A 25,918-nucleotide genomic window follows, 5' to 3' on the forward strand; every position below is an offset into this window, starting at 1 on the left:
CTATACAAGCGCTACGACAAGCGTGCAACGCGCGCCTCCGGCCGTTCCAGTTTCTTTGGCAGGGGCTCGCGTTTTCCAAGCATGTGCAGGATACAGTAAACGCCGGCGGCGGCAAGCAGATGCTTTGCCGTATGACCGCTTATCACATGACCGAGATCATAAATTTCCTGATCCTCGAGTTCCGCAAGCTTGGCAAAGCCATAGAGCGCAAGCGCCACGTAAATATCAGCTCCGCGGGTATATCTCGACCGGAAAAAAATGGCAAGCAGGATAACCGCCAGCAATGAATAGAACTGTACGAAGACGTAAAAGTTCAGATTGCCGATGCCACGCTGTTCACTCCAATGCCAGTGCACCACCGTTCCTGTTCCAATTGCAACCAGCACAGGCAGCAACCGCGAGCCCAGCTTTGGATTGATGCGCTCGTTGAGCGTTGCGGCGAGCAATGCGGTTATACCGATGGCAATCGGTAGCCGGTCCCACATCAGGCGGTCGTTATCGGGCATCAGGTGATAATAGCCCGAGCCAAAGCAAGCCATTGCCACACTCAGAAAAAGAATCAGGTAGGGCCAGCGTTCGAACGGCTCGACAAATGCCCCCGCTGCCCCCCACCCGCAAGGGTCCAGCAGGAACCGCAAACCTGCTACGCCAACAAACAGAAAGGCAACGCCGGAAGTGACATCACAAAAATTCGGTATGCCGAAAAAGTAGCGCGCATCGGCAAACTGATGATATGCCTGGGGCTGGGGAATAGGCGGCACTATCGCTGCAATCAGGAACATCCCGGCCGAAAGAATGCCCAGCCACCACAACCGGGAACGCATCCGACCCCCCATCCTCCTTCTCCCGAGTTATATCCTCTGCAGCGCTTCACCGCCGCATTTGCGCGACGGCCTCCTCCACCCGTTCCACCGCAATGACCTCGATGCCGGAAATTGCCTGCTTCGGCTTGTTGGCCTTGGGAACGATGGCCTGAGCAAAACCCAGCTTCGCGGCTTCCTTCAGCCGCTCCTGGCCGCGCTGGACCGGACGTATCTCTCCCGCCAACCCGACTTCACCGAACACCACCGTTTTTTCCGGCAGCGGCTTGTTCTTGAGTGAAGAAACAATAGCCAGCAATACCGCCAGATCCGCACCCGGCTCCGTAATTTTCACACCACCCACCGCATTGACGAACACATCCTGATCGAAGCATGCGATGCCTGCATGGCGGTGCAATACCGCCAGCAACATCGCCAGACGGTTCTGTTCCAGCCCCACGCTAAGCCTTCTGGCATTAGGCGCATGGGCCTCATCCACCAGCGCCTGGATTTCCACCAGCAGGGGGCGCGTGCCTTCCTGCGTCACCATGATGCACGATCCCGGCACCTGCCCTCCATGGTGGGAAAGAAACAGAGCCGAAGGATTGCTCACCTCGCGCAAACCTTTTTCGCTCATGGCGAACACGCCGAGTTCGTTCACCGCGCCAAAGCGGTTCTTGAAAGCTCGAATCAGGCGAAAACTCGAATGGGTGTCGCCCTCGAAGTAGAGTACCGTGTCCACCATGTGCTCCAGCACGCGCGGCCCCGCCAGCGCCCCTTCCTTGGTGACATGGCCCACCAGAATGATGCACGTGCCGCTGGCCTTCGCTAATCGTGTCAATTGAGCGGCACACTCGCGCACCTGCGCGACCGAACCCGGCGCCGATTGCAGCGCGTCGGAATAAATCGTCTGGATGGAATCGATTACCGCGACATCCGGTTTGCGTTCCGCCAGTGCTATCTGGATTTTTTCCAACCGTATTTCTGCCAGAAAATGTATCGCCTTGGCATCCAGGGTCATGCGTTGTGCCCGTAGCGCCACCTGCTGCGCCGACTCCTCGCCGCTCACATACAATACGTTACCCGTAGCGGATATTTGCGACATATGACATAGTGCTTGCAGCAACAATGTGGATTTACCAATTCCCGGGTCTCCCCCCAGCAGCACCACGCCGCCATGCACCAGGCCGCCACCCAATACCCGGTCAAATTCAACCATGCCGGTGGAGTAACGCTGCTCTTCCCCCGTCTTCACCTCGCTCAAGCTTTGCACCTGTCCTGTTTCGGATACCGGTGTAAAACGGGTCACGGATTTTTCGGCGATTGCCTCGACCAGCGTGTTCCATGCCTGACAATGCGGGCACTGTCCCTGCCATTTCAAGGTCTGGCCGCCGCATTCGGTGCAGGAATAGGTGGATTTGGGTTTAGCCATCAGAAAATTATTTTCGGCAAGATAGCTCCGCAGTCGTTGCGGATAAATCCCGTCATTTCACAATTTGGGAAAATACGTTTTGAATAAATGAATTGATTTATAAATGCCATGGTCTATATATAGCAATTGCGCTGATATTACAAAAATTATTCGATGAAGGACGCCTTACCGTCCTCATCAGCTGTCAAGTAAACCCAAGCGTTACGTGCGGATTCTGCCAAGCAAAACCACATGGTCCCGTGGGCGGTATCAACGATGCCTAATTGGCGCTATATAATCCATTGGTCGTCAATAACAACAGCACTGTTTTTTTATAACCGGGGTTTCCTGATGAGCACGTCCACCAACGATAGCCCCTCGAACACCTCGATCCCCGGCGCGTACTCGCCGCTAAAGTTACGGACGTTCAGATTTTTTTGGCTCGCATCCCTCGGTTCCAATATCGGCACCTGGATCAATGCGGTAGCCTCCGGCTGGGTGATGACCGATCTTTCTCCTTCGCCGGTGATGGTGTCCCTCGTACAAGCAGCGGCATCATTGCCGATGGTACTGTTCGCGCTGGTTGCGGGTGCACTCACCGATATCGTCGACCGGCGCCGCTATTTGCTCGCAACACAAATATGGATGGCGCTTGCAGCCGCCACGCTGGCTTTCCTGTCCGGCATCGATCAGCTCGATGCCTGGTATCTATTGATCCTGACCTTCGCCATGGGCATCGGGGCATCCATGGCAACACCTGCAATGAACGTCACCGGCCCCGAACTCGTTCCCAGAAACCTGCTGCCGCAAGCTGTTGCCCTGAGTTCGCTGTCGATGAACCTCTCGCGCTCCATCGGCCCGGCCATTGGCGGCCTGATGCTATCCCAGCTGGGCGCATGGGCGGCCTATAGCCTCAACGCAATTTCGTTTATCGGCATGATACTGATGCTGTGGCACTGGAAACCTGAACCGGATGAGCGTTCCCTGCCGCCCGAACGCTTCTTCCAGGCGCTGCGTGCGGGGTTGCGCTATGCACGCATGGCATCACCGTTTCGCGCCGTCCTGATCCGTGCCACCGCTTTCATTGTCTTCACGATTTCCGCATGGGCGCTGCTCCCGCTGATCGCGCGCAATGAGCTTGCCGGCGGTCCGGCAACCTATGGGTTTCTCCTGACCTTTGTCGGCATTGGCGCGGTTGCTGCTGTTATCAGTTTACCGAGGCTTCAGGTGCGTATCTCGCGCGACCGCCTGGTGCTTGTCGCGAGCATAGTATATGCCTTGACCACCGTAGCCCTGGCGACGATCCGGAACGAAGCGGTACTGTACGGAGTCATGCTGATTTCCGGCGCCGCCTGGGTCACTGTCCTGTCTTCGCTGCAGGTCGCAGCGCAGATCTCGGTGCCCACCTGGGTTCGAGGCCGTGCATTATCGCTCTACATCATGGTGATCTCCGCCGGAATGGCACTCGGCAGTCTGCTATGGGGATGGTTTGCCTCGGAAGCCGGCATTACAGCGGCCCTGGTGGCCTCGGCCGGGGGTGCGGTGGCGGCAGCACTGGCTGCGCGCGGATTCAGCCTGGGAGCACAGGAAGCGCCTGACCTGGCGCCATCCGATCATTGGGCACCGCACCCGCCCGCCGCGGAGGAACTGGATCGGCGCCGAGGCCCCGTCCTGGTGACTATCGAATATGAGGTTGCGCTGGGCCAGCGCGTGGCCTTCCTGGATGCGATGCAACCGCTCGGCGCGTTACGCCGCCGCGATGGCGCATTTGCCTGGGGCATCTTTGAGGATATCACCCTGCCCGGCCGCTATGTCGAGCTCTTCCAGCATGACTCATGGCTCGATCATTTGCGTCAGCACACGCGTGTCACACGCGAGGATCAGCGTGTTCAGGAAAATGTCCTCCGTTTTCACACAGGCGGCAAAACCCCAAGGGTTACTCATTTTGTCGGCGGTGCGCCAGTGACGCTCACTGACAGTTCTGTTGCGGCTGCCCCTTGAATGGCCAGCTTTCGCCTGCTTCGTTCATGCCAATTACAGGTGCAGGTGCATTCGCCGCGACCGTTTCGTTGCCCTTATTTTCATTATCCACAAGGAGAACAAATCATGATAGATATACGTCGCGCCCAGGATCGCGGTCATGCCAATCTCGGCTGGCTGAATTCCTGGCACAGTTTTTCTTTTGGGGATTACTACGACCCCAAACATACCCAGTTTCGTGCGTTGCGCGTAATCAACGATGATACCGTCGAACCGGGGCGTGGTTTCGGCACGCATGGCCACCGCGATATGGAAATCGTCAGCTATGTGCTGGAGGGCGCACTTGCGCACAAGGACAGCATGGGCACCGGCTCCATTATTCGCCCGGGCAGCGTGCAGCGCATGAGCGCAGGCACGGGTGTGCAACATAGCGAATTCAATCCCTCCCAGAGCGAAAAAGCCCATTTTCTGCAGATCTGGTTCTTGCCCAACGAGACAGGAATTTCTCCCGGCTATGAGGAAAAATACTTTGACGACACCGAAAAGCGCGGGAGATTACGATTGATTGCTTCGCCGGATAGCGCTGATGGGTCCGTAAAGATTCACGCCGATGCGAAGTTATTCGCCGCGCTGGTGGACGACGGAGAACGGGTTGAGCAAACTATCGTACCGGGTGGCTATGTTTATGTTCACGTCGCGCGCGGCGAGGTATCGTTGAACGGTACCCGCCTGCACGCAGGTGACGGCGCCAGCCTTACGGATGAAAGTCACCTGGTTCTCGATCAAGGCCAGAAAGCGGAGGCGCTTGTTTTCGAGCTGGCATAAGCCAAGGATGGCGGATGGCCGACGCTGAGGGTAAGTCCAACTGCATCCTTCCTTCGACCAGCAGAATCCGCCCAAAGCATTCTGGCGCCGATCAAACAAGCTGCGTATCAGGCTGCCACTGGATTACCAGGCCCGGTTCTCCGATCGTCGCCTGGAAGTCGGAATTCACGCCGATTCCCGGTACGCATACGAGATGTTCACCACTGAATATCAGCGGCAGCATTTCCCGCTCCCATGGTGGGAGCGATGCCTCGCGTAAAAGATTCTTGAGGCTGCGGCGCGGGCGCTTGCGATCCGGGCGCAGACGCTCCCCGCCATGGCGCGGACGAATCGTGACCGGATCCTCGGAGAGTTTTTGCAGATTGATCCCCATGCCGCTATCGTGCGTGAATATAAGCGTACCGCCAAGCTCGGCAATAACCAGTTGTTTTTCTCCATGCCAAGGCACCTGCCAATCCACGGCCGGCAAGTCATCGGGTCCTGCTGATACGTCCCGGTTGCGCACGTGAACCACGCCTTTGAAGCAGCGAACTTCGGCATTGCCGAAAATCACCCGTAGTTTTGAGTCTGGGCCGGAAGACAGCAGTTGCCGCAGAATTTCTTCGAGCTTTATTGTACTGGGGAGTATCGCGCCCTGCTGAGCCAGAGTGTTGCGCAACAGATTTCTGGCGCGAGGAAAACTCAATTTCCGCAAATCTTCAATGTGAAGTTTTCCAGGGATGACACATTCCCTGCTGTCGGCCTCGGCTAATTCATCCAGCAGAGTGGATGCCTCCGCCATATGTCGACTTGCGCGCAAAAAAGTCGTGCGGTAAGAAGGGAAACGCTTCTCCAGTAGGGGAAAAAACTCATGACGCAGGAAATTCCGATCGAAAGATACATCTTCGTTGCTCTCATCGGTGACCCACTGCAATCCACTCTCTTTGGCATAATCTTCGATCTCGCGCCGGGACACGTTAAGTAATGGCCTGAGTATTCGGGGCCTGCCATCCAATGGCCCCGACTTATCGTTCCCGACTTCTGGCTCTTGCTTGCTGCTTCCCTGCGCCAGATTCCTGACGACCGGCATCGCCCCCAGGCCCTTCACACCCGCTCCGCGCAGCAACTGCAGCAGCAGGGTTTCAGCCTGATCGTCCAGATGCTGAGCCAACACCACGTAATCCGCTTTGATTTTTCCGAATGTCCGGTAGCGCTCGTCACGAGCGAGTGCCTCCAGGCTGACACCGGGTTCCCGCCTGATTTTCAGCTTGGCAATTTCGAGCGAAATGTTTCTGGATCGGCATAGATCCCGGCAGAATTCGCTCCACCTGTCTGTGTTGGGACTAATGCCGTGGTTGACGTGAATGGCCGAGAGCGAAAACCGCATCTCAACCGATGCCGGCACCAGCAAATCCAGCAGTACGACTGAATCCACTCCGCCGCTCAATGCGATAGCCAGATGATCGCCGCACTGAATCTGCTCACGCAACACATTCTCAGTCCTGCGTGAAATGCTATTTGATTTTGACTTCCTTGAATTTGCCATATCCCATCAGCCGCTCAAAACGTTTCTCCAGCAATAACTCCGTGGAGTAGCCTTGTAACTGCTTGAGCGATTCCTGCAATGATTTCCTGGCGGACTGCATGGTAGCCAGATAATCGCGATGCGCTCCGCCTGGCGGCTCGCTGATGATCTTGTCAATCAACCCCAGGGTTTTGAGGCGATGAGCGGTAATGCCCATGATCTCGGCAGCTTCCGGCGCCTTGTCCGCGCTCTTCCATAAAATGGAGGCGCAACCTTCAGGAGAGATGACGGAGTATGTTGCATATTGCAGCATCTGCACCACATCCCCCACCGCCACTGCCAGCGCCCCGCCAGAACCGCCCTCGCCGATAACCGTGCAGATCACCGGTACTTTCAGCTCCGCCAGTACAAAAAGATTTCGTCCAATAGCCTCTGACTGGCCGCGCTCTTCCGCGCCGATGCCCGGTGATGCACCCGGCGTATCGATGAAGGTGATTAAAGGCACACTGAATTTTTCCGCCAGGCGCATCAGGCGCAATGCCTTGCGATAGCCTTCAGGCTGGGGCATGCCGAAGTTGCGATGAATTTTTTCCTTGGTGTCACGTCCTTTTTGCTGTCCGATAACCATTACCGATTGGCCATTAAACCGTGCTAATCCGCCAATGATGGCGTAGTCATCGGCAAAACTCCGGTCTCCGTGAAGCTCTTCGAAATCGGTGAATAGATGCTGGATATAGTCAAGCGTATTAGGACGCTGTGGATGCCGCGCGACCTGTGAAATCTGCCAAGGTGTAAGCTTCGCATAGATGCTGTTGGTCAGCGATTGACTCTTTTTCTGCAGACGCAGGATTTCGGCTGAAATATCCACCGCTGAATCGTCCTGTGCAAAGCGCAGTTCTTCAATTTTTGCTTCAAGCTCAGCAATGGGCTGCTCGAAATCCAAGAAAGTAATTTTCATGCAACACGGGCGTAATTGTGAAGCCGCAATGATACAGGATCGCAGATTTCCCAGAGAGCATTCCAATTCGGAAGCAACATGGGACCCTATGCAAATTTGATTTATACAATATTTTTACAAATTTGGATCAATATCTTACGACTTCTTTACTTTCGTAAACGTAACATGCCAGCTATAAATCTATTTTAATGCTGGACTCCCCATGACTACCCTGTGCATCGACCCAGTGCGCATGTTTCCCATTATTTCATTTTTGTTCGTTCTCGACTGCGTCCGGTGGGGAGAAAAAGGGTGACCTGGCTTTACGTTACCAGCGGTGCCCTAGTGATATTTCTGCTGGGCTATTTGATCTATGCCCTGTTTAGACCGGAAGATTTCTAATGGTTGAAAACATCATGACCCAGGCGGGACTCTACCTTCTCACTCTACTCGTGCTGAGTAAGCCTACAGGCTTGTTCATCGCACGGGTAATGGAAGGTAAAACACCGCATCTGAACAAGATTAGCGGAGCGGTAGAGCGACTCTTGTATCGTGCGGGCGGTATCAGTCCCCCTGAAGAGATGGACTGGAAGCGCTATGCGATGGCCCTGCTCCTGTTTAATCTTCTAGGGTTATTAGCGACCTATGGGGTACAGCGCCTGCAATTCTGGCTACCGCTGAATCCGCAGCACTTCGAGGCTGTCAGCCCGGATTCTTCCTTCAATACTGCAGTCAGTTTCGTTACCAATACCGACTGGCAAGGCTATAGCGGCGAAACCACCATGAGCTATTTCACCCAGATGACGGTGTTGGCGGTGCAGAACTTTCTATCTGCGACAACGGGTATTGCGGTAGCAATCGCACTGATCCGAGGTTTTGCGCGGCATAGCGCCCAGACTATCGGCAATTTCTGGGTCGATGTTACCCGCTCTACCCTATACATATTGCTGCCGCTATCGTTGTTACTGGCGGTGATTTTCATGAGCCAGGGCGTTATCCAGAACTTCAGTGGCTACCAGAATGTGCAAACGCTTGAATCAATCACCTACCAGAAGCCTGGAACGGATGCGCAAGACATTCCGCTCAATAATGACAAAACCAATCCTGTGCAGGAAACGGTGAGAACACGAATCCAGGCGTTATCCATGGGCCCGGTGGCGTCACAGGAGGCAATCAAGCTGCTTGGCAGCAATGGCGGCGGCTTTTTCAACGCCAATTCATCCCATCCCTATGAAAACCCAACTCCACTCACCAATTTCCTGGGAATGCTGGCGATCTTCCTCATCCCGGCCGCGCTCTGTCATACCTTTGGCGAAATGATCGGCGATCGGCGCCAAGGTTGGGCGATATTCTACGCTATGTTGATCATTTTTTTAGCGATGGCCAGCATCGGCATTTGGGCCGAGCAGAACGGTAACCCCTTGCTCACCTCCGCAGGCGCAGACCAGAGCAGCGGTACTCTGCAACCGGGGGGCAACATGGAAGGCAAGGAAACCCGTTTCGGCATCGTTGCCTCCATGCTGTTCGTCGCCGTGACGACCGGGGCTTCCTGCGGCGCGGTGAATGCGATGCATGACTCCCTCACCCCGCTTGGCGGCCTGATACCCATGTGGCTGATGCAACTGGGCGAAGTCGCCTTCGGCGGCGTCGGCTCGGGCCTCTACACCATGCTGATATATGCCGTCATGGCGGTGTTTGTAGCCGGGCTGATGATAGGTCGTACGCCGGAATACCTGAGCAAGAAGATCGAGATATTCGACATGAAGATGACTGCGCTCGTTCTTCTGATCACACCCATGCTCGTGCTGGCCGGCACGGCCCTCGCGGTCACACTCGATGCCGGCAGGGCAGGTATCGCCAACCCAGGCGCCCATGGCTTCAGTGAGATTCTTTACGCTTTTTCGTCGGCAGCCAACAACAACGGCAGCGCATTTGCAGGGCTGTCGGCCAATACTCCTTTCTATAACATTACGCTGGTGATCGCCATGTGGTTCGGCCGCTTCGGCGTCATCGTCCCGGTATTGGCCATTGCCGGTTCGCTAGCGGCGAAGAAGCGCATACAGCCGGGCCTTGGTACTCTGCCCACACATGGGTCATTGTTTGTCGCATTATTGATCAGCACCGTCATCCTGGTAGGCGCCCTGACCTATGTCCCGGCTCTGGCGCTGGGTCCGGTCATTGAGCACCTGATAATGACGGGTGTGAATTGATCCAGATCAGACCGGACTAAAAGAGGCCATTCAGTGAGCAAAGCCGCAGCACTCCCGATGTTTGACCCCAAGCTGGTCAAGCCAGCGCTGCTGGACGCGGTCAGAAAACTCGCCCCGCAAACACAGTGGCGCAACCCGGTGATGTTCGTCGTCTATATCGGCTGCATCCTGACGACAGTTCTGTTTTTCCAGGCGCTTGGGGGCCAGGGAGAGGCGCCTGCAAGATTTATTTTCAACATCATGCTCTGGCTCTGGCTCACCGTACTGTTTGCCAATTTCGCCGAAGCCCTGGCGGAAGGCCGCAGTAAGGCGCAGGCGGCAGCATTGCGCGGTGCGAAGAAAAATGTCATGGCAAAAAAACTCTCCGGTAATTCGCGCGATTCCGAAGTACAGTTGACCGACAGTATGGCTCTGCGCAAGGGGGACATTGTGTTGATCGAGGCTGGCGACACAATACCGGCCGACGGCGAAGTGATCCAGGGTGTGGCGTCGGTAAACGAATCGGCCATCACCGGTGAATCCGCCCCGGTTATTCGGGAGTCCGGCGGCGATTTCAGTGCTGTCACCGGTGGCACGCATGTACTTTCAGACTGGATCGTCGTGCGGGTGACCGTAAATCCTGGAGAAGCTTTTCTCGACCGTATGATCACCATGGTGGAAGGCGCCAGACGGCAAAAAACACCCAACGAGATCGCGTTGACCATACTGCTGGTAGCGCTAACCATCATTTTCCTGCTGGCGACAGCAACACTGCTGCCGTTCTCGCTGTTCAGCGCAAAAGCGGCCGGCGCAGGTACACCGGTGACAATTACGGTGCTGGTATCCTTGCTGGTCTGCCTGATCCCTACGACCATCGCCGGTCTGCTCTCCGCCATCGGCGTGGCAGGGATGAGCCGCATGATGCAGGCCAACGTCATCGCCACTTCAGGTCGCGCGATAGAAGCGGCGGGAGATGTGGATGTGCTGCTGCTGGACAAGACCGGCACTATCACGCTGGGCAACCGGCAGGCTGCCGCCTTCATTCCCGTGATCGGCATCACCGAAGCGGAACTTGCGGATGCGGCCCAGTTTGCCTCGCTTGCCGACGAAACCCCGGAAGGACGCAGTATTGTGGTGCTCGCCAGAAACAGGTTCAAGTTAGGCGAACGCGATATTAATGCGCTGGGCGCGGTTTTCGTTCCCTTTTCCGCGTATACCCGGATGAGTGGCGTCAACTTGGGCGAGCGTCAAATCCGCAAAGGTGCCGCCGATTCGATGCGTCTATATATCGAATCGCAAGGCGCGGCCTACCCCGCCGAGATATCCAATCAGATCACTGACGTGGCCCGTCGCGGCAGCACGCCCCTGGTCGTGGTTGACGGCGCCAGGGTGCTTGGCCTGGTGGAACTCAAGGATATTGTCAAGGGTGGCATCAAGGAACGCTTCACCGAGCTGCGTGGCATGGGTATCAAAACAGTGATGATCATCGGGGACAATCGCTTGACAGCGGCTTGCGATTCGATGCGTCTATATATCGAATCGCAAGGCGCGGCCTACCCCGCCGAGATATCCAATCAGATCACTGACGTGGCCCGTCGCGGCAGCACGCCCCTGGTCGTGGTTGACGGCGCCAGGGTGCTTGGCCTGGTGGAACTCAAGGATATTGTCAAGGGTGGCATCAAGGAACGCTTCACCGAGCTGCGTGGCATGGGTATCAAAACAGTGATGATCACCGGGGACAATCGCTTGACAGCGGCTTCCATCGCCGCAGAGGCAGGCGTGGACGACTTTCTGGCCGAAGCTACGCCGGAAGCGAAGCTGTCACTGATCCGCAAACACCAGGCCGAAGGCAGGCTGGTGGCCATGACCGGCGATGGAACCAATGATGCCCCGGCACTGGCACAGGCGGATGTGGCGGTGGCGATGAACACCGGTACTCAAGCAGCGAAAGAAGCCGGCAATATGGTGGATCTCGATTCCAATCCGACCAAGCTGATAGAGATAGTGGAAATCGGCAAGCAGATGCTGATAACACGGGGTTCGCTTACGACTTTCAGTATCGCCAATGATATCGCCAAGTACTTTGCCATCGTTCCAGCAGCATTTGCCACTACCTATCCGCAGTTGAATACACTTAATGTCATGCGCTTGGCCAGTCCCGACTCGGCCATTCTCTCGGCGGTGATTTTCAATGCTCTGATTATCGTATTTCTGATTCCGCTGGCTCTAAAAGGTGTGCCCTATCGCGCAATCGGCGCAGCATTGCTGCTGCGCCGCAACCTGATGATTTATGGCCTGGGCGGAGTTCTGACGCCTTTTGTGGGCATCAAGATCATCGACCTTCTACTGATTTTATTTGGCTTGGTTTGATTACCAGATCAACTGGAAAACATCATGAAAAATCTTCTTCGTCCTGCAATCGTCCTGTTTATCGGGCTGACCCTGATTACCGGCGGCATCTACCCGCTGCTCACTACGGCCATTGGCAAAACACTATTCTCCCGGCAGACCGAAGGAACGTTGATTGAGAAGGATGGCAAAGTCATCGGTTCGGTGCTGATCGGACAGCACTTTACCGAACCAAAATATTTCTGGGGCAGACCCTCAGCCACTTCCCCATATCCCAACAATGCGACCGCTTCTTCCGGCTCCAACCAGGGGCCGCTAAATCCAGCGCTGGTTGATGCGGTAAAACACAGAATTTCTGCGCTGCAACAGGCTGACCCCGGCAATGGACTACCGGTCCCGATCGACCTGGTCACGGCATCCGCCAGCGGCCTCGACCCGGAGATCAGTCCGGCAGCGGCCCGATATCAGATCAACCGCGTGGCCAGAGCGCGAAATCTGCCCCCTGCGCGCATCGGCGAACTCGTCATCCAGCACACCGAAGGCCGCCAGTTGGCCGTCCTCGGGGAACCACGAGTGAATGTACTGAAACTAAATCTCGCGCTTGATACCTTGCACTGAGAAGGGCATGACCAATCAGCGACCCGATCCTGACGAACTGCTGGAGAAAATCCAGCAGGAACAGACCAGGCAGCGGCACGGTACGCTAAAGATATTCTTCGGCGGCTGCGCCGGAGTCGGCAAGACCTATGCCATGCTATCCGCTGCGCAGGAGCTTCGCCGTCAGGCGGTTGACGTGATAGTAGGCGTTGCCGAAACCCATGGCCGCAGCGAAACCGAAAAACTGCTCACCGGTCTGGAAGTACTGCCATGCCAGCATATCGATTATCTCGGGCATGCGCTGACAGAATTTGATCTGGACAGCGCTCTGAAGCGAAATCCCGGCCTGATTCTGGTTGACGAACTGGCACATACCAACGTCACCGGCTCACGACATCCCAAGCGCTGGCAGGATGTGGAGGAACTGCTGGCGGCAGGGATAAACGTGTATACCACGCTCAATGTGCAGCACCTTGAAAGCCTGAACGACGTAGTGGGCCGAATCACGGGTATTCGCGTACGGGAAACACTGCCGGACACGGTATTCGAACGGGCAGATGAGGTAACGCTGGTGGATTTGCCGGCGGATGAGCTTCTGCGGCGGATGAAAGAAGGCAAGGTCTATCTTCCTCCGCAGGCAGAACAGGCCAGAAAGAATTTCTTCCGCAAAGGTAATCTGATTGCATTGCGGGAACTCGCGCTGCGTCGTACAGCCGACCGCGTCGACGCGCAAATGCGCGAATACAGGATGGACCAGTCCATCCCGCAGATATGGCAGGCCAGTGATCGCCTGATGGTCTGCATCGAGCCTGGACCTGAAGCGGAACAGGTCGTGCGGGGGGCCGCGCGGCTGGCTTCCAGCCTGAAAGCCGACTGGCTGGCTGTTTACGTCGAAACCCCGGCACTGCAGAAACTGGCTGCTGCGGAACGTGAAGCCATTCTCCGAACCTTACGTCTGGCGCAGGAACTGGGGGCGGAAACAGCAACCCTGAGCGGCGTCAGCATTGGCCAGACGCTGATAGCATACGCGCGCAGCCGTAATGTCTCCAGGCTGGTGATGGGCAGTCCCCGGCGCTCCCTCATCGCCCGTTTGATCAAACCCACCGTGGCGGATGAATTGTCATCCCACGCCAAGGATATCGATCTCTATTTCATCGGGCGCGGCATCCAGCCGTCATCGGATGAATCCATGCAAAATAGGAGGAAGGGCGAGGCAATAGCCGGCCTGGAGTTCCAATCGGTGAAAATTTCACGTCAACGTGGTTATATCTGGGCAGTGGCAATCAGTTGCCTGACCACCATAATCGCCTCTTTTCTGGTGCAGCGCTTCGACCTGTCCAATGTCGCGATGCTTTATCTGCTGGGGGTAATTGTGGTATCGGCCAGATTTGGTCGCGGCCCCGGCACATTCTCGTCTCTGCTCAGCGTGATGGCATTCGATTTCTTTTTTGTGCCGCCCACACTGTCGTTTGCGGTATCGGATACTCAATATGTGCTGACCTTTATCGTAATGATGACAGTCTCGCTGGTCATCAGTAACCTGACTTCCAATCTGCGCTATCAGGCCCGGGTTGCAACTTATCGCGAGGAGCGCGTCCGCGCCTTATATGATCTTGGCAAAGAACTGGCTGCCGCGCTGACTTTTTCCCGAATCATTGAAATTAGCATCGATCATCTGGCTGGCGTGTTCCAGTGCACGGGAGTCATTCTGCTACCCGACAGTCACGAGAGAATTCGCGTGGTTGAAAGCCAGAAAAATGATGCTATACCGGAAACTATCGACTTGGGTATCGCGCAATGGGCTTACGAACATAACGAAGAGGCCGGCTTTGGCACCAATACGCTGCCTTCCAGCAAGGCGATATATCTGCCTTTGAAGGCGCCTATGCGAACCCGAGGCGTGCTGGCTGTCGTTCCAGAAAACCCCGGCATGATCTTTTTGCCGGAACAACGCCGCCTGCTGGATACTTTCGTATCCCAGATCGCGCTTGCGTTTGAACGGGTTCATTACGTGGAAGTGGCCCAGGATGCGCTGATCACAATGGAGTCAGAGCGTCTTCGCAACTCCCTGTTGAGTGCGATTTCGCACGATCTGCGCACCCCGCTGACGGCGATTATCGGTATTGTCAGCTCCCTGAGAGAGCAAGGGCATGAGCCGGGCCAGAACGGCGACAAGCATCTGGGATTGATGAATGCTCTGTATGAACAGGCCTTTCGCATGAATAGCCTGGTAACGAATCTGCTGGATATGGCAAGGCTGCATACCGGCAAGGTGCAGTTGAACAAACAGTGGCAAATGCTGGAAGAAGTGATCGGCAGCGCAATACGCACAATGCGGTATGCATTGGAGCAGCATCACACGCGGGTCAACTTGCCGCCTGATTTGCCACTTCTGCAATTTGATGCGGTGCTGATAGAGCGAGTACTGTGCAATCTGCTTGAAAACGCCGGCAAATACACGCCTGCCGGGTCTCATATCGTTATTTCGGCTGAAAAAAAGGATGATGATGTTTGGGTTTCGCTCGCCGACGATGGACCCGGTTTGCCGGTCGGGATGGAAAACCGGATTTTCGACAAATTTACACGTGGAGAGAAGGAGTCCGCAAAGCCTGGCGTTGGTCTCGGGCTTTCGATATGCCGTGCTATCATCGAGGCGCACAACGGCAAAATCTGGGCAAACAACCTGCCCACCGGAGGCGCGATATTTACGTTTTCCTTGCCAATCGGCAAACCACCTGCGCCACCAAGCCCCGAAGCCGGTCTGCCCGACTGAATCAACACCACATGCCCGAACATACCAATATTGTTTTGATCGAGGATGAACAGCAAATTCGACGTTTCATCAGGATTGCTCTTGAGAAAGAAGGGTTTCGTGTTTATGGAATGAATATCTCCCGTTGCCAATCTTCAACTAGTCCTCGATAGCAGACTATTCCGCCTCGGATGACAAACACCGGAACCATGGAATGTTCCGGGATCGCTCAGTTTCACCACAATGGCAGGAATCACAACCCAATCGAAAAACGCCCGATCCTGAAATAAATAATGGGATACGAACTGAGTTTCCCATTTTTTTATATGATTTTTACGGATTCATGTTAAGGATATTGTGACTTCTTTATTTTCCGAAGCGTAATGTATCAATAGTAAATTCACTTTGATCCTAAACCGTTTATGGATGCTTTATGGTGACCCCAAACAGTCTGTTAGACCCACGAAAACTTCATCCGTATATCATATCTATTCCGGATCATGACATTCAAGTTTTCTTTGATCCTGACAGATACAGCCATTATCTCGCCCATCGTCTGCCTGGTCTGTCTGCTGATAAGCATGGAAACCCATGCACAGCATGGCACGGGAATTACCAGCGATCTCCTCTCGCCATTCGCCATTAGTGGTTACGTTGAAACTTATTATGGCGTTGATTTCGGTAGCCATGCCGCTGACAGAAGGCTTTCGTTTTTGTACAACTTCACTAAAAATGAGGAACTTTCGGTAAATCTGGCTTTCCTGAAAGGTTCATACAACACAAACAATATCAGGGCCAATCTCGCATTAGCGGTGGGCAGCTATATGAACGCCAACTATGCGGCCGAACCCGGCATATTGGGAAATTTTTACGAAGGTAATATAGGTGTGAAGCTGGTACCCAGGTCACCTATACGCCTTCTTCAAGGATAACCCTGAATAGCAGCACATTTGCCGGGACCGACAAACCTGATAGTGCCAGGAAAATGCGCTACTTTCATAATTTCTACGGTATTTTCAAACTGAATGATGCGCTTGCAGCCACGATTGGTTTCGATATTGGGATCGAACAAAAAAATGAGAATTCTTCAGCCATGAATACGTGGTGCAATCCAACAGTTATCTTGAAATATGCACCCACAGCAAAAACGGCTATTGCAGTCAGAGCGGAATATTACGATGACAGGCACGGGGTAATCATCGCGCCTGGCACGCCTAATGGCTTTAAAACATGGGGTTTCTCAACCAACTTTGATTACCGTGTTTCGAGCCATGTACTGTGGCGTATGGAAGCGAGAACATTGAGCAGCAAAGATGATATTTTTATCAGCGATGATAGCCGTACATCTGATAGCAACACATTTGTGACAACATCATTGTCTGTCAACTTCTGATGCGCGACCTCATAGGGTAATAGATGATCATAGTTGATCATTATTCCTTTATCCCACTCTATAAAAAATCCCATCGGATAAATCAAGGAGTAATTGCCGATCTAGGATGGACTTTTTTGATAATGGCGTTTTTGTGAACGCCCTCTGCACGGTATTACTTTCCAGCAGCCTGGTCGGTGCCTTGCAAATGAATTCGGAATTCGGACAAAGAACCGTATAAAATAGAGGGTTTTTCCAAATCCTTTTTGAGGAAAAAGCTTTGATCACCACAGCCAATATTACCATTCAATTCGGGGCCAAGCCCCTGTTCGAGAATGTCTCGGTCAAATTCGGCGACGGAAACCGCTACGGCCTGATCGGCGCCAACGGCAGCGGCAAATCCACTTTCATGAAAATACTCGGGGGCGACCTCGAGCCGACTTCCGGCAATGTCAGCGTTGACTCCGGTGAACGTGTAGGCAAATTGCGCCAGGATCAGTTCGCTTTCGAGGACTGCCTGGTAATCGACACGGTAATGATGGGGCACGATGAGTTATGGCGCGTAAAGCAGGAGCGCGACGCGATCTATGCCAATCCGGACGCCACCGAGGCGGAGTACATGCACGCTGCGGAACTTGAAGCGCGATTTGCCGAGCTGGATGGGTATTCAGCCGAAGCGCGTGCCGGAGAATTATTGATGGGGGTGGGTATCCCGTTGTCCCAACACACGGGTCCGATGAACGCGATAGCCCCCGGATTCAAATTACGCATACTGCTGGCACAGGCGTTGTTTGCCGATCCCGACATCCTGCTGCTGGACGAGCCGACCAACAACCTCGATATCAACACTATCCGCTGGCTTGAAGATGTCATCAACGCCAGCAAGAGTACCATCGTCATCATCTCTCATGACCGCCATTTTCTGAACAGCGTCTGCACTCACATGGCCGATCTGGATTACGGGGAGATCCGCATCTACCCCGGAAACTACGACGACTACATGACCGCGTCCACCCAGGTGCGGGAGCGCATGCTGACCGATAATGCAAAGAAGAAAACCCAGATTGCCGAATTGCAGTCGTTCGTCAGCCGTTTTTCCGCCAACGCCTCCAAGGCACGGCAGGCCACCAGCCGTGCGCGCCAGATCGAGAAGATAAAACTGGAAGATGTAAAGCCTTCCAGCCGGCAGTACCCCTACATCCGCATTGATGTGGACGAGCGTGAAAAACTGCATCGTTTGGCGGTGTCGGTGCAAAGCATCGACAAGCGGTTTCCCGGCATGGAAAAACCAATACTTCACAAATTCAGCCTCAACGTCGAAGCGGGCGAGAAAATCGCCATCATCGGCCCCAACGGTATCGGCAAGACCACGCTGCTGCGCTGTCTGGCGGGGGACCTGGCGCCCGATGCGGGAGAGGTGAAATGGACGGAGAAGGCTCGCCCCGGTTACTTTGGCCAGGATCATGCCGCCGACTTCGAAACAGATATGTCGCTCACAGACTGGATGACGCAATGGCGGCGCCAGAGCGATGATGATCAGGCTGTGCGCAGCGTACTTGGAAGACTGCTGTTTTCCGGCGATGAAGTAAAAAAATCGGTGACGGTAATTTCAGGAGGCGAGGAAGGACGGATGTTGTTCGGCAAGCTCATGTTGCAAAAAAACAATGTGCTGCTCATGGACGAACCGACCAACCATCTCGACATGGAATCCATCGAATCCCTCAATGCCGCATTGGAAAAATATACGGGCACGTTGATCTTTGTCTCCCATGACCGGGAATTCGTATCCTCGCTGGCAACGCATATCATCGAAATGAAGCCGGATGGAATCAACGATTTCAAGGGCAGCTATGAAGATTATTTGAGGGGAAGTCAAGTCGCCGTACCAGACAACGCCGGCTCCCGGAGCGGTAACCCTGCATCCAGGGAAAAAATCCGCGCTTCATCCCGATGACCCGTTGTCCGCGCCAGGCAGCGCGGCGCGGTAACGCTCCCAGTCGAAGCAGGAGCCTGGATCCGTCTTTCGGCCGGGTGCGATATCCGAATGCCCGGCAATACCGGTAATGGGATATCTGCTTTGAAGCGTTCGGGTGAGTGCTGCCAGAGCCTCGTATTGGAGATCGGTAAAAGGCGTCGTATCGCTGCCCTCAAGCTCTACACCGATGGAAAAATCGTTACAGCGACTCGTGCCCTGCCAGCAGGATTCACCCGCATGCCAGGCCCGTTTTTCGCAGGAAACAAACTGGATAGTCTCGCCCCCACGCCGGATTAGAAAATGCGCGGAAACCCTAAGGCCGCGAAGGGCCTGATAATAAGGATGCGCTTCGGGGTCGATCCTGTTGGTGAATAATTCAATTACGCCATCCCCGCCAAATTCTTCCGGCGGCAGGCTGATGTTATGGATTACCAGCAGGCTTATCGCGCATCCGGCGGGACGTTCGTCGCAATTAGGGGAAAGAATGAAACGTGCCCCGTCCAGATAGCCTGCCGCATCGATTCGCATCCGATGGCTGCCTTTAAACACCGCTCTCACGCCTTGACCTTGCTCACTGGCCACTGGTCGGGGCAGGTGGTTCTACGGCTGCAAGTGCAACCGGCGATGTTCATCGCTACAAAAAAACTTGCCTTCCGAAGCGATACTTTCACTTCTGGGCAAATGTACGCCGCAATGAACGCAGCGCACCATGTCCTCGCCTTCGATTGACGACGACGCTTTATTCGCCTCTTCTCGCTGCTTTTTAATTGCGCGCCGATATCCCCTTATTACCCAGATGAAAAATACAACGATAAGGGCAAAAAATAACAGTCTACCCAACGCGTGATCTCCGCTTCAGTATCAAGATTTTTCGTGTATGCCAGTAAAAGGCATGTCGTCACATTCTACCGTTTGGGTGATCCTGCGCAAGCTTCATAAGGGATATACCTGATTCCGCTCCACCCGGCCTTCATCCGGGGGCTTTCATTTCCACGAAAGCAGATGCGCAGATCGTCAACTCTGCGGAGGTGGATTATAGATGTCCAGGCCCCGCTATCGACGCCATGATCATTAAGCGACGTCAATCGTTGCGCTGTGTGGCACAACTCGTTCAGCGTTCTCTCAGTTCTCGGACACAAGCGCGGGAGGATACCAAGGGGTCAGGAGCAAAACCTGATCCCGCAGCGAATGAGCTACTATCGGCCTCGACCAGGAAACCGATTTCGCGCTAGAGGGCTAGGGGTTTACTTTCCATAACCCCTGTGAATCGCTCCGTTCAGGCGAGATAAAAATTGAAAAGACAAAAGAATTGAACGAATGGTCGGGGTGAGAGGATTCGAACCTCCGACTCCTGCGTCCCGAACGCAGTACTCTACCAGGCTGAGCTACACCCCGAACTAGTTGTTTTAAAACACTTATTTTTGTTATACGCAACTTGCTTCAACTTCTCAAGCCCGTGGGCAGCAATTGTACGCAGGAAGAGATATCCCGGCAATCCGGAACTGCTCGGAAAAGCTCAAAATTGAACTAAAACCCGATCAATGATCCGGGTGCGGAAACCGCCTAGTAATTTCGCGCCACTGCAAATATGCTCAGTTGTAGTAAGGACTCCTTGTAGTTGGAATCAGGCAGCGACGAAATCGTTTTGGACGCCATCTCGGATTCGGATTGTGCCCGCTGCCTGGCGTAATCCAGTGCGCCGGTTTGCTGGATAACCTCCAGGACCGGCTGGAAGCCACCCTCGCCGCCCTGCTCTATGGCATTGCGTATTATTGCCGCCTGCGCACTTGATCCTGTTTTCATGGCGTAAATAAGTGGCAGCGTAGGCTTGCCTTCCGCCAGATCGTCTCCCAGATTTTTACCCGTTTCATGATAATCTCCCGAGTAGTCGAGCATGTCATCGGTTAATTGAAACGCGGTGCCGAGATGCATGCCATAGGCGGCCATCGCCTTCTCCTCCGCCGGCGTGGCATTACCGAGGATCGCACCAAGCCGGGTCGCCGCTTCGAACAGCTTTGCGGTTTTATAACGGATCACTCGCAGGTAATTTTCCTCGTCGACATCCGGATCGCGACAGTTGAGCAATTGCAATACTTCGCCTTCGGCAATGGTATTCGTCGCATCCGCCAATACCTGCATGATGCGCATATTGTCCACTTCCACCATCATCTGGAACGCACGAGAATAAAGAAAATCCCCCACCAATACGCTGGCGGCATTCCCGAACAAAGCATTTGCTGTTGCCTTGCTTCGCCGCAACTCGGAAGCATCCACGACATCGTCGTGCAACAGTGTCGCGGTATGTATGAACTCCACGACTGCCGCAAGATTGTAGTGGTACCGCCCCGCATAGCGAAATGCATTGGCGGAGAGAATCACAAGTGCGGGCCGCAAGCGTTTTCCGCCGCTGTTGATGATGTATTCGCTTACCTGACGGATGAGCTCCACATCGGAGTAGAGTTTCTCTCGAATAACTGCATCTACTGCGCCCATATCCTGGGCGATAAGACTTCTGATACGTTCAATTGACACTGAGGTTCCTGCAAAAAAGATGCCATGGTAGAAACGTCCCTGCCACCGTGTCAAGTTCAACAGCGGGTGCATCCCGACATTTTGGCACAAAACTGATTCGCAACAGGCCTTTGACCTGAAGCGAGCGACTATGTATAATTCGCGCTCACCTCTTTCAGGTCACTCTCGTACGAGAGCATAGGAATCCAATAATATGTATGCAATCATAAAAACCGGCGGAAAGCAGTATCGCGTTGAGGCCGGGCTAAAACTCAAAATAGAACAGGTACCGGCAGATATTGGGAGCGAGTTCCTGATCGACCAGGTCTTGATGGTTGCCGACGGGGACAATGTTTCGGTGGGCAAGCCCTTGCTGGATGGCGCTTCGGTCAAAGCCACGGTGCTGGAGCAAGGCAGACACGCCAAGGTGCGCATTTTCAAGCTGCGTCGGCGCAAACACTACCAGAAACATCAAGGACACCGGCAGAATTACACCGAAATCCAGATTACTGGCATTTCGGTCTAGGAGAGTTTACCATGGCACATAAGAAAGCAGGCGGCAGTTCCAGAAACGGTCGTGATTCGAATTCCAAACGCCTGGGGGTAAAAACTTATGGCGGCGAATTGATTCCGGCTGGAAGTATCATCATTCGTCAGCGCGGCACGAGAGTTCATGCCGGCGAGAATGTTGGCATGGGCAAGGACCACACGCTGTTCGCCAAGATCGACGGCAAGGTCAATTTCGGCGTCAAGGGCTCGCCACAACGTAAAGTAGTGAGCATCGTACCGGTCTAGTTTTACTGATCTCCGCTTAAAGAGCCCTGTCATACCGATAGGGCTTTTTTGTTTGTACCGCCGATAACAGGCAAGATCATCCATGAAATATATAGACGAAGCAATAATCCATACCATCGCGGGCAAAGGAGGCGACGGCGTAGCCAGTTTCCGCCGCGAAAAATTCATTCCTAAAGGCGGCCCTTCGGGCGGCGACGGCGGACGCGGCGGCAGTATTTTCGCCATTGCCGACCGCAACATCAATACCCTGGTGGATTACCGTTTCGCACATACGCATCGCGCCAAAAAAGGGGAAAACGGACGCGGCTCGGACTGCTACGGGAAAGGGGCCGACGACATTATATTACGCATGCCGGTAGGCACCGTTATCACAAACACCAACACCGGAGAAGTGATCGCCGACCTGAAGCAGAACGAGCAGAAAGTTTTGCTGGCCAAAGGCGGTAAGGGTGGGCTAGGGAACCTGCATTTCAAATCCAGCATAAATCGCACACCCCGCCAGTTTACGCTGGGCGAACCCGGTGAGGAATTCGACCTCAAGCTGGAACTCAAGGTTCTGGCGGATGTAGGGCTTCTGGGCATGCCCAATGCCGGCAAATCTACGCTGATCCGCGCAGTTTCGGCCGCTCGCCCAAAAGTAGCGGATTATCCTTTCACTACGTTACATCCAAACCTCGGCCTGGTACGCGTCGATCAGAACCGCAGCTTCGTGATGGCGGATATTCCCGGCCTGATAGAGGGGGCGGCGGAAGGTGCGGGATTGGGCCACCGCTTCCTTAAACATCTTACCCGTACCCGTCTGTTACTGCATATTGTGGACGTAGCGCCGCTGGATGAAAACGTCGATCCCGTGCGCGAAGCCAAAGCCATCGTGAACGAACTCAGCCAATACGACGAATCCCTGTATCAAAAGCCGCGTTGGCTGGTACTCAACAAGGTCGACCTGCTGCCGGAAGATGAACGTGAGAAAACATGCAAAAAATTCGTACGCAGCCTCGGTTGGAAAGGAGAGACCTTTATTGTTTCAGCGCTGGCCGGTGAAGGCTGCAAAGAGCTGACCTACGCCATCATGAATTATCTGGAGCAGGAAGCGGGAATTGCAAATCGAGAGCCGGTGCCAACTGACGAGCATCATCCGGAATCTTAGGTCGCGGGCTTTTCTTTTAAAGGGAAATAACGAGGCTGCTGCTATCTGCCTCATCCTTTGGCCTAGCACATGTATATAATCCGGCGACCACAACGTAGAATCAGATATGGAATCCATTTTAAAACAGTCGCGGCGCATCGTCATCAAGGTTGGCAGCAGCCTCGTCACTAACCAGGGGCAAGGGCTCGACCATACGGCGCTGGCGGGCTGGGCGGAGCAAATCGCCAGACTCAAGGAAATGGGCAAGGAGGTCGTGCTGGTTTCTTCCGGCGCGATAGCGGAAGGCATGCGGCGCCTGAAATGGAAAAAACGTCCTCATGCATTGCATGAATTGCAAGCGGCCGCCGCTGTGGGGCAAATGGGACTGGTGCAGGCCTATGAACACTGTTTTCGCACCCATGGGATTCAGGCTGCGCAAATACTGCTCACTCACGAGGATTTGTCCGATCGGAAACGCTACCTCAATGCGCGCTCGACGCTGATCACGCTATTAAGCATGAATGTCATCCCGGTTATCAACGAAAATGACACGGTGGCGACCGACGAGATCCGCTTTGGCGATAACGATACGCTTGCTGCACTGGTAACCAATCTGATTGAAGCCGATGTGCTTGTGATTCTTACAGATCAGGGCGGATTATTTACGGCTGACCCGCGTAAGAATGCGCACGCAAAGCTCGTGGAAGAAGCCAGGGCTGGAGACCCTGCCATTGAATCGATGGCCGGCGGGGCGGGCAGTGATATAGGACGCGGGGGCATGCTGACGAAGGTAATAGCGGCCAAGCGCGCGGCACGCAGCGGTGCTCACACCGTCATCGCATCGGGTCATGAGCCTGATGTCCTGATTCGTCTGGCAAAAGGGGAAGCCGTTGGCACGCAACTGCTGGCGGAAACCCTGACGCTGGCCGCCCGTAAGCAATGGCTTGCAGACCATCTGCAAATTCGCGGAAATGTCATACTGGATGCGGGCGCCGTGGAAGCACTTGCAGTGGGCGGCAAAAGTCTTTTACCGATAGGCGTTACAAATGTCATTGGCACCTTCGAGCGCGGCGAGCTGGTAGGCTGCCTCGATCCTATCGGACGGGAAATTGCGCGAGGACTCATTAATTACAACGCTGCGGAAACCCGGAGAATTCTGCGGCGCGCAAGTAGCGAAATCGAGACTGTTCTGGGTTATTTAGGTGAACCGGAACTCATCCATAGAGATAATATGGTCCTGCTTTAATATCGTAGAATATTGCCTTGTTCACTCTGAGAAATGTTCAATGAAGCTCACGAAAATAGACGATAATTTTTCCACCAGCCCACAGATCAGTGTTGAGGATTTGCTTGATATTAAAGCGGCTGGTTTCAGAAGTGTAATCTGCAATCGACCGGACAGCGAGGACGGTGGCGCCCATCCGGATCACAACCTACTTGAGTCAGCGGCAAAAGAGGCGGGCCTCGAATTTGCCTACCTTCCGGTTGTGCCGGGACAAATAAATGACGCCCAGGTTGCTCGGTTCAAGTTAGCGATTGATGAACTGCCCGGCCCCATACTTGGCTATTGCCGCCTGGGGATTCGCTCTAAAGTGCTTTATGAGCGTGGGCGGTGAAAATCACGACCTGATTTGCCAGACTCGAAGAAATTTTCACCCGGCCAGCAAAAGTACGCTTCCGCCTAATATCGTACCGCTCGCGGGTGGATTCCGGCTTTCAATGCCTGGATAGCTTCATCCGCATCCCTCACCATATCGAATCCAAGCGGACAGAAAAAATATCTGTAGAGCGCGCGCTGGGCATAGTTCTGGTTAAGTGTTTCGAGATCGGCCCATTTCGACCTTCCCGCCCGCGTCCAGGTATGGTCATTCCGGCCATAAGCGTAAGTTCTTTTTTCGGCGGTTTGGCAGCGTATTCCTTCGTAGCTCACGTTCATCCCACCTGCCGATGATGTGATCACGAGGGTGTAACGCACTACCCCATCCTCTCCAACCGTGATGGACAAGGCGTCGACATAGTGAAGGTTTGTGCTGACGGGACCCGCATCGAATTGCAGCAGATTTTCCGTCTCCGGATAGGGAGGCAATTGCGCCTGAAGTTCGACCCAGGGCCTCTCATGATCGAATTCATATTCGAATTTCTGTTGCTGGGCATAAACTGCAACCGGCAAGAAGCATAGCAACAGCAAGACTCTTTTCATTACGCGGTCAAGTCCTTGATCAACGATTCGCGTACCGCTGCTGGCACCGGCTCAGCCGTAACCTCGTAAGCATTGTGATCGATGCCCATGCTCAGGGACACACCCTGATGTAGCGCTTTTATCATTTCCCCGGTGAGCTCAAAACGCAGAAAATGTACCGCGGATGTCTTCTCTTCGTTTTCACGCTCCATGTCTTCATCGGCAATCGCATAAACCGGATCACAGCCATTTACCCTGATCCATACCTTATCTTCTATACCGATCAGTTTCGCCAGCCTGGCGGCGCGCTCGACCGGATCAGGATATTCGATCATCATGGTCGCTTTCCAGTTGGCGCCATCCGGAACCAGAGGACCGTAGGCATCCAGCTCGGCAAGTATGCCGTCTTCATCAAAAATCTTCTCTGCCCGCAGCATTTCCTGGATTTGATATCGTACCGTCAACTCGTCCTCAAAAATAAGCGTGACATTCTCACCCAGATGAACCTTGCGGTTTTTTTTGTGGGCCATTACGCGAGCGCGGAACTCCTGCCTCACTTTGGCGTAGGTTTCCAGGGTCATCAGACTACCAGGAGTAATCGAAGGCATGAATTATT

23 protein-coding genes and 1 tRNA gene are annotated in these 25,918 nt (G+C 54.2%); 14 read left to right on the top strand and 10 right to left on the bottom strand.

Translation table 11 applies throughout. From position 1 onward, the window contains the following. Positions 1–11: 11 nt before the first annotated feature. Together KJS40_RS09495 and radA are read right to left on the bottom strand one after the other, a co-directional pair. Complete coding sequence (locus KJS40_RS09495) at positions 12–824, bottom strand: alkaline phytoceramidase (RefSeq protein WP_244859529.1); 813 nt, start codon at positions 822–824, stop codon at positions 12–14. A gap of 46 nt (positions 825–870) precedes the next feature. Next, positions 871–2,232 carry a DNA repair protein RadA gene (gene radA / locus KJS40_RS09500; protein WP_213537293.1) on the bottom strand — a complete coding sequence of 454 codons (1,362 nt, stop codon included), beginning with the start codon at positions 2,230–2,232 and terminating at the stop codon, positions 871–873. Between the two features lie 330 nt (positions 2,233–2,562). Between radA and KJS40_RS09505 the strand changes: the two genes are divergently transcribed. Together KJS40_RS09505 and KJS40_RS09510 are read left to right on the top strand one after the other, a co-directional pair. Next, on the top strand, positions 2,563–4,212 hold the full coding sequence (locus tag KJS40_RS09505) for an MFS transporter (protein ID WP_213537294.1): 1,650 nt from the start codon (positions 2,563–2,565) through the stop codon (positions 4,210–4,212). A gap of 105 nt (positions 4,213–4,317) precedes the next feature. Further along, entirely contained in the window at positions 4,318–5,016 is a 699-nt protein-coding gene (locus tag KJS40_RS09510) for a pirin family protein (protein WP_213537295.1), read from the top strand. 91 nt (positions 5,017–5,107) lie between these two features. Here the strand turns inward: KJS40_RS09510 and tilS are convergent, their stop codons facing one another. Beyond that, the gene (gene tilS, locus KJS40_RS09515; RefSeq protein WP_280520231.1) at positions 5,108–6,487 is read right to left on the bottom strand and encodes a tRNA lysidine(34) synthetase TilS; all 1,380 of its coding nucleotides are present in this window, start codon (positions 6,485–6,487) and stop codon (positions 5,108–5,110) included. Positions 6,488–6,509: 22 nt separating this feature from the next. Continuing rightward, entirely contained in the window at positions 6,510–7,478 is a 969-nt protein-coding gene (locus tag KJS40_RS09520) for an acetyl-CoA carboxylase carboxyltransferase subunit alpha (RefSeq protein ID WP_090456827.1), read from the bottom strand. 380 nt (positions 7,479–7,858) lie between these two features. Between KJS40_RS09520 and kdpA the strand changes: the two genes are divergently transcribed. The 7 genes from kdpA (at position 7,859) to KJS40_RS09555 (ending at position 18,670) form a co-directional block, all read left to right on the top strand. Further along, entirely contained in the window at positions 7,859–9,667 is a 1,809-nt protein-coding gene (gene kdpA, locus KJS40_RS09530; RefSeq protein ID WP_213537300.1) for a potassium-transporting ATPase subunit KdpA, read from the top strand. 57 nt (positions 9,668–9,724) lie between these two features. After that, on the top strand, positions 9,725–12,016 hold the full coding sequence (gene kdpB / locus KJS40_RS09535; RefSeq protein ID WP_244859777.1) for a potassium-transporting ATPase subunit KdpB: 2,292 nt from the start codon (positions 9,725–9,727) through the stop codon (positions 12,014–12,016). 24 nt (positions 12,017–12,040) lie between these two features. Beyond that, on the top strand, positions 12,041–12,613 hold the full coding sequence (gene kdpC, locus KJS40_RS09540) for a potassium-transporting ATPase subunit KdpC (protein WP_213537304.1): 573 nt from the start codon (positions 12,041–12,043) through the stop codon (positions 12,611–12,613). A gap of 7 nt (positions 12,614–12,620) precedes the next feature. Continuing rightward, positions 12,621–15,365, top strand: a complete 2,745-nt coding sequence (locus KJS40_RS09545) for a DUF4118 domain-containing protein (protein WP_213537306.1) — start codon at positions 12,621–12,623, stop codon at positions 15,363–15,365. Between the two features lie 479 nt (positions 15,366–15,844). After that, entirely contained in the window at positions 15,845–16,276 is a 432-nt protein-coding gene (locus KJS40_RS15345) for an outer membrane beta-barrel protein (RefSeq protein WP_244859530.1), read from the top strand. Positions 16,277–16,278: 2 nt separating this feature from the next. Next, positions 16,279–16,737, top strand: a complete 459-nt coding sequence (locus tag KJS40_RS15350) for an outer membrane beta-barrel protein (protein ID WP_244859778.1) — start codon at positions 16,279–16,281, stop codon at positions 16,735–16,737. 259 nt (positions 16,738–16,996) lie between these two features. Then, positions 16,997–18,670 carry an ABC-F family ATPase gene (locus KJS40_RS09555; RefSeq protein ID WP_213537307.1) on the top strand — a complete coding sequence of 558 codons (1,674 nt, stop codon included), beginning with the start codon at positions 16,997–16,999 and terminating at the stop codon, positions 18,668–18,670. On the opposite strand, the gene ampD is transcribed toward KJS40_RS09555, so the two are convergent. From ampD to ispB, 4 genes are all read right to left on the bottom strand, one after another. Then, on the bottom strand, positions 18,659–19,219 hold the full coding sequence (gene ampD, locus KJS40_RS09560) for a 1,6-anhydro-N-acetylmuramyl-L-alanine amidase AmpD (protein WP_213537309.1): 561 nt from the start codon (positions 19,217–19,219) through the stop codon (positions 18,659–18,661). The genes KJS40_RS09555 and ampD overlap by 12 nt on opposite strands. A gap of 72 nt (positions 19,220–19,291) precedes the next feature. Then, positions 19,292–19,531: a PP0621 family protein gene (locus KJS40_RS15480; RefSeq protein ID WP_280520232.1), complete on the bottom strand. Its 240-nt coding sequence runs from the start codon at positions 19,529–19,531 to the stop codon at positions 19,292–19,294. Positions 19,532–20,009: 478 nt separating this feature from the next. After that, a tRNA-Pro gene (locus KJS40_RS09570) sits at positions 20,010–20,086 on the bottom strand. Between the two features lie 168 nt (positions 20,087–20,254). Then, entirely contained in the window at positions 20,255–21,223 is a 969-nt protein-coding gene (gene ispB / locus KJS40_RS09575; RefSeq protein ID WP_213537313.1) for an octaprenyl diphosphate synthase, read from the bottom strand. A 193-nt stretch (positions 21,224–21,416) separates the two neighbouring features. On the opposite strand from ispB, the gene rplU reads away from it, so the two are divergent. The 5 genes from rplU to KJS40_RS09600 all read left to right on the top strand — a co-directional run bounded on the left by rplU (position 21,417) and on the right by KJS40_RS09600 (position 24,739). Continuing rightward, positions 21,417–21,728, top strand: a complete 312-nt coding sequence (gene rplU, locus KJS40_RS09580; RefSeq protein WP_213537315.1) for a 50S ribosomal protein L21 — start codon at positions 21,417–21,419, stop codon at positions 21,726–21,728. Positions 21,729–21,739: 11 nt separating this feature from the next. Then, positions 21,740–21,997 carry a 50S ribosomal protein L27 gene (rpmA, locus tag KJS40_RS09585; RefSeq protein ID WP_213537317.1) on the top strand — a complete coding sequence of 86 codons (258 nt, stop codon included), beginning with the start codon at positions 21,740–21,742 and terminating at the stop codon, positions 21,995–21,997. Between the two features lie 82 nt (positions 21,998–22,079). Then, positions 22,080–23,144, top strand: coding sequence for an Obg family GTPase CgtA (gene cgtA, locus KJS40_RS09590; protein WP_213537320.1), 1,065 nt, complete (start codon positions 22,080–22,082; stop codon positions 23,142–23,144). A gap of 106 nt (positions 23,145–23,250) precedes the next feature. Further along, on the top strand, positions 23,251–24,369 hold the full coding sequence (gene proB, locus KJS40_RS09595) for a glutamate 5-kinase (RefSeq protein ID WP_213537322.1): 1,119 nt from the start codon (positions 23,251–23,253) through the stop codon (positions 24,367–24,369). Between the two features lie 40 nt (positions 24,370–24,409). Continuing rightward, on the top strand, positions 24,410–24,739 hold the full coding sequence (locus tag KJS40_RS09600; RefSeq protein ID WP_213537324.1) for a TIGR01244 family sulfur transferase: 330 nt from the start codon (positions 24,410–24,412) through the stop codon (positions 24,737–24,739). 65 nt (positions 24,740–24,804) lie between these two features. Here the strand turns inward: KJS40_RS09600 and KJS40_RS09605 are convergent, their stop codons facing one another. Together KJS40_RS09605 and KJS40_RS09610 are read right to left on the bottom strand one after the other, a co-directional pair. Beyond that, positions 24,805–25,323, bottom strand: a complete 519-nt coding sequence (locus tag KJS40_RS09605) for a CNP1-like family protein (RefSeq protein WP_025041539.1) — start codon at positions 25,321–25,323, stop codon at positions 24,805–24,807. Then, positions 25,323–25,910: a DUF3501 family protein gene (locus KJS40_RS09610; RefSeq protein WP_213537326.1), complete on the bottom strand. Its 588-nt coding sequence runs from the start codon at positions 25,908–25,910 to the stop codon at positions 25,323–25,325. The genes KJS40_RS09605 and KJS40_RS09610 overlap by 1 nt, the downstream gene beginning before the upstream one ends. Positions 25,911–25,918: the final 8 nt, after the last annotated feature.

The organism is Nitrosospira sp. NRS527, from assembly GCF_018406445.1.
In the GTDB taxonomy this organism is placed as follows: Bacteria; Pseudomonadota; Gammaproteobacteria; order Burkholderiales; family Nitrosomonadaceae; genus Nitrosospira; species Nitrosospira briensis.

Bases quoted from the DNA above. Each gene is read 5' to 3' on its own strand.
- proB (WP_213537322.1), top strand. From the start codon at position 23,251: ATGGAATCCATTTTAAAACAGTCGCGGCGCATCGTCATCAAGGTTGGC.
- KJS40_RS09510 (WP_213537295.1), top strand. From the start codon at position 4,318: ATGATAGATATACGTCGCGCCCAGGATCGCGGTCATGCCAATCTCGGC.
- rpmA (WP_213537317.1), top strand. From the start codon at position 21,740: ATGGCACATAAGAAAGCAGGCGGCAGTTCCAGAAACGGTCGTGATTCG.
- kdpB (WP_244859777.1), top strand. From the start codon at position 9,725: ATGTTTGACCCCAAGCTGGTCAAGCCAGCGCTGCTGGACGCGGTCAGA.
- KJS40_RS09610 (WP_213537326.1), bottom strand. From the start codon at position 25,910: ATGCCTTCGATTACTCCTGGTAGTCTGATGACCCTGGAAACCTACGCC.
- KJS40_RS09520 (WP_090456827.1), bottom strand. From the start codon at position 7,478: ATGAAAATTACTTTCTTGGATTTCGAGCAGCCCATTGCTGAGCTTGAA.
- KJS40_RS09545 (WP_213537306.1), top strand. From the start codon at position 12,621: ATGACCAATCAGCGACCCGATCCTGACGAACTGCTGGAGAAAATCCAG.
- KJS40_RS09495 (WP_244859529.1), bottom strand. From the start codon at position 824: ATGCGTTCCCGGTTGTGGTGGCTGGGCATTCTTTCGGCCGGGATGTTC.
- KJS40_RS15345 (WP_244859530.1), top strand. From the start codon at position 15,845: ATGACATTCAAGTTTTCTTTGATCCTGACAGATACAGCCATTATCTCG.
- kdpC (WP_213537304.1), top strand. From the start codon at position 12,041: ATGAAAAATCTTCTTCGTCCTGCAATCGTCCTGTTTATCGGGCTGACC.
- KJS40_RS09505 (WP_213537294.1), top strand. From the start codon at position 2,563: ATGAGCACGTCCACCAACGATAGCCCCTCGAACACCTCGATCCCCGGC.
- ampD (WP_213537309.1), bottom strand. From the start codon at position 19,219: ATGCGAATCGATGCGGCAGGCTATCTGGACGGGGCACGTTTCATTCTT.
- radA (WP_213537293.1), bottom strand. From the start codon at position 2,232: ATGGCTAAACCCAAATCCACCTATTCCTGCACCGAATGCGGCGGCCAG.
- KJS40_RS09600 (WP_213537324.1), top strand. From the start codon at position 24,410: ATGAAGCTCACGAAAATAGACGATAATTTTTCCACCAGCCCACAGATC.
- KJS40_RS09605 (WP_025041539.1), bottom strand. From the start codon at position 25,323: ATGAAAAGAGTCTTGCTGTTGCTATGCTTCTTGCCGGTTGCAGTTTAT.
- rplU (WP_213537315.1), top strand. From the start codon at position 21,417: ATGTATGCAATCATAAAAACCGGCGGAAAGCAGTATCGCGTTGAGGCC.
- cgtA (WP_213537320.1), top strand. From the start codon at position 22,080: ATGAAATATATAGACGAAGCAATAATCCATACCATCGCGGGCAAAGGA.
- kdpA (WP_213537300.1), top strand. From the start codon at position 7,859: ATGGTTGAAAACATCATGACCCAGGCGGGACTCTACCTTCTCACTCTA.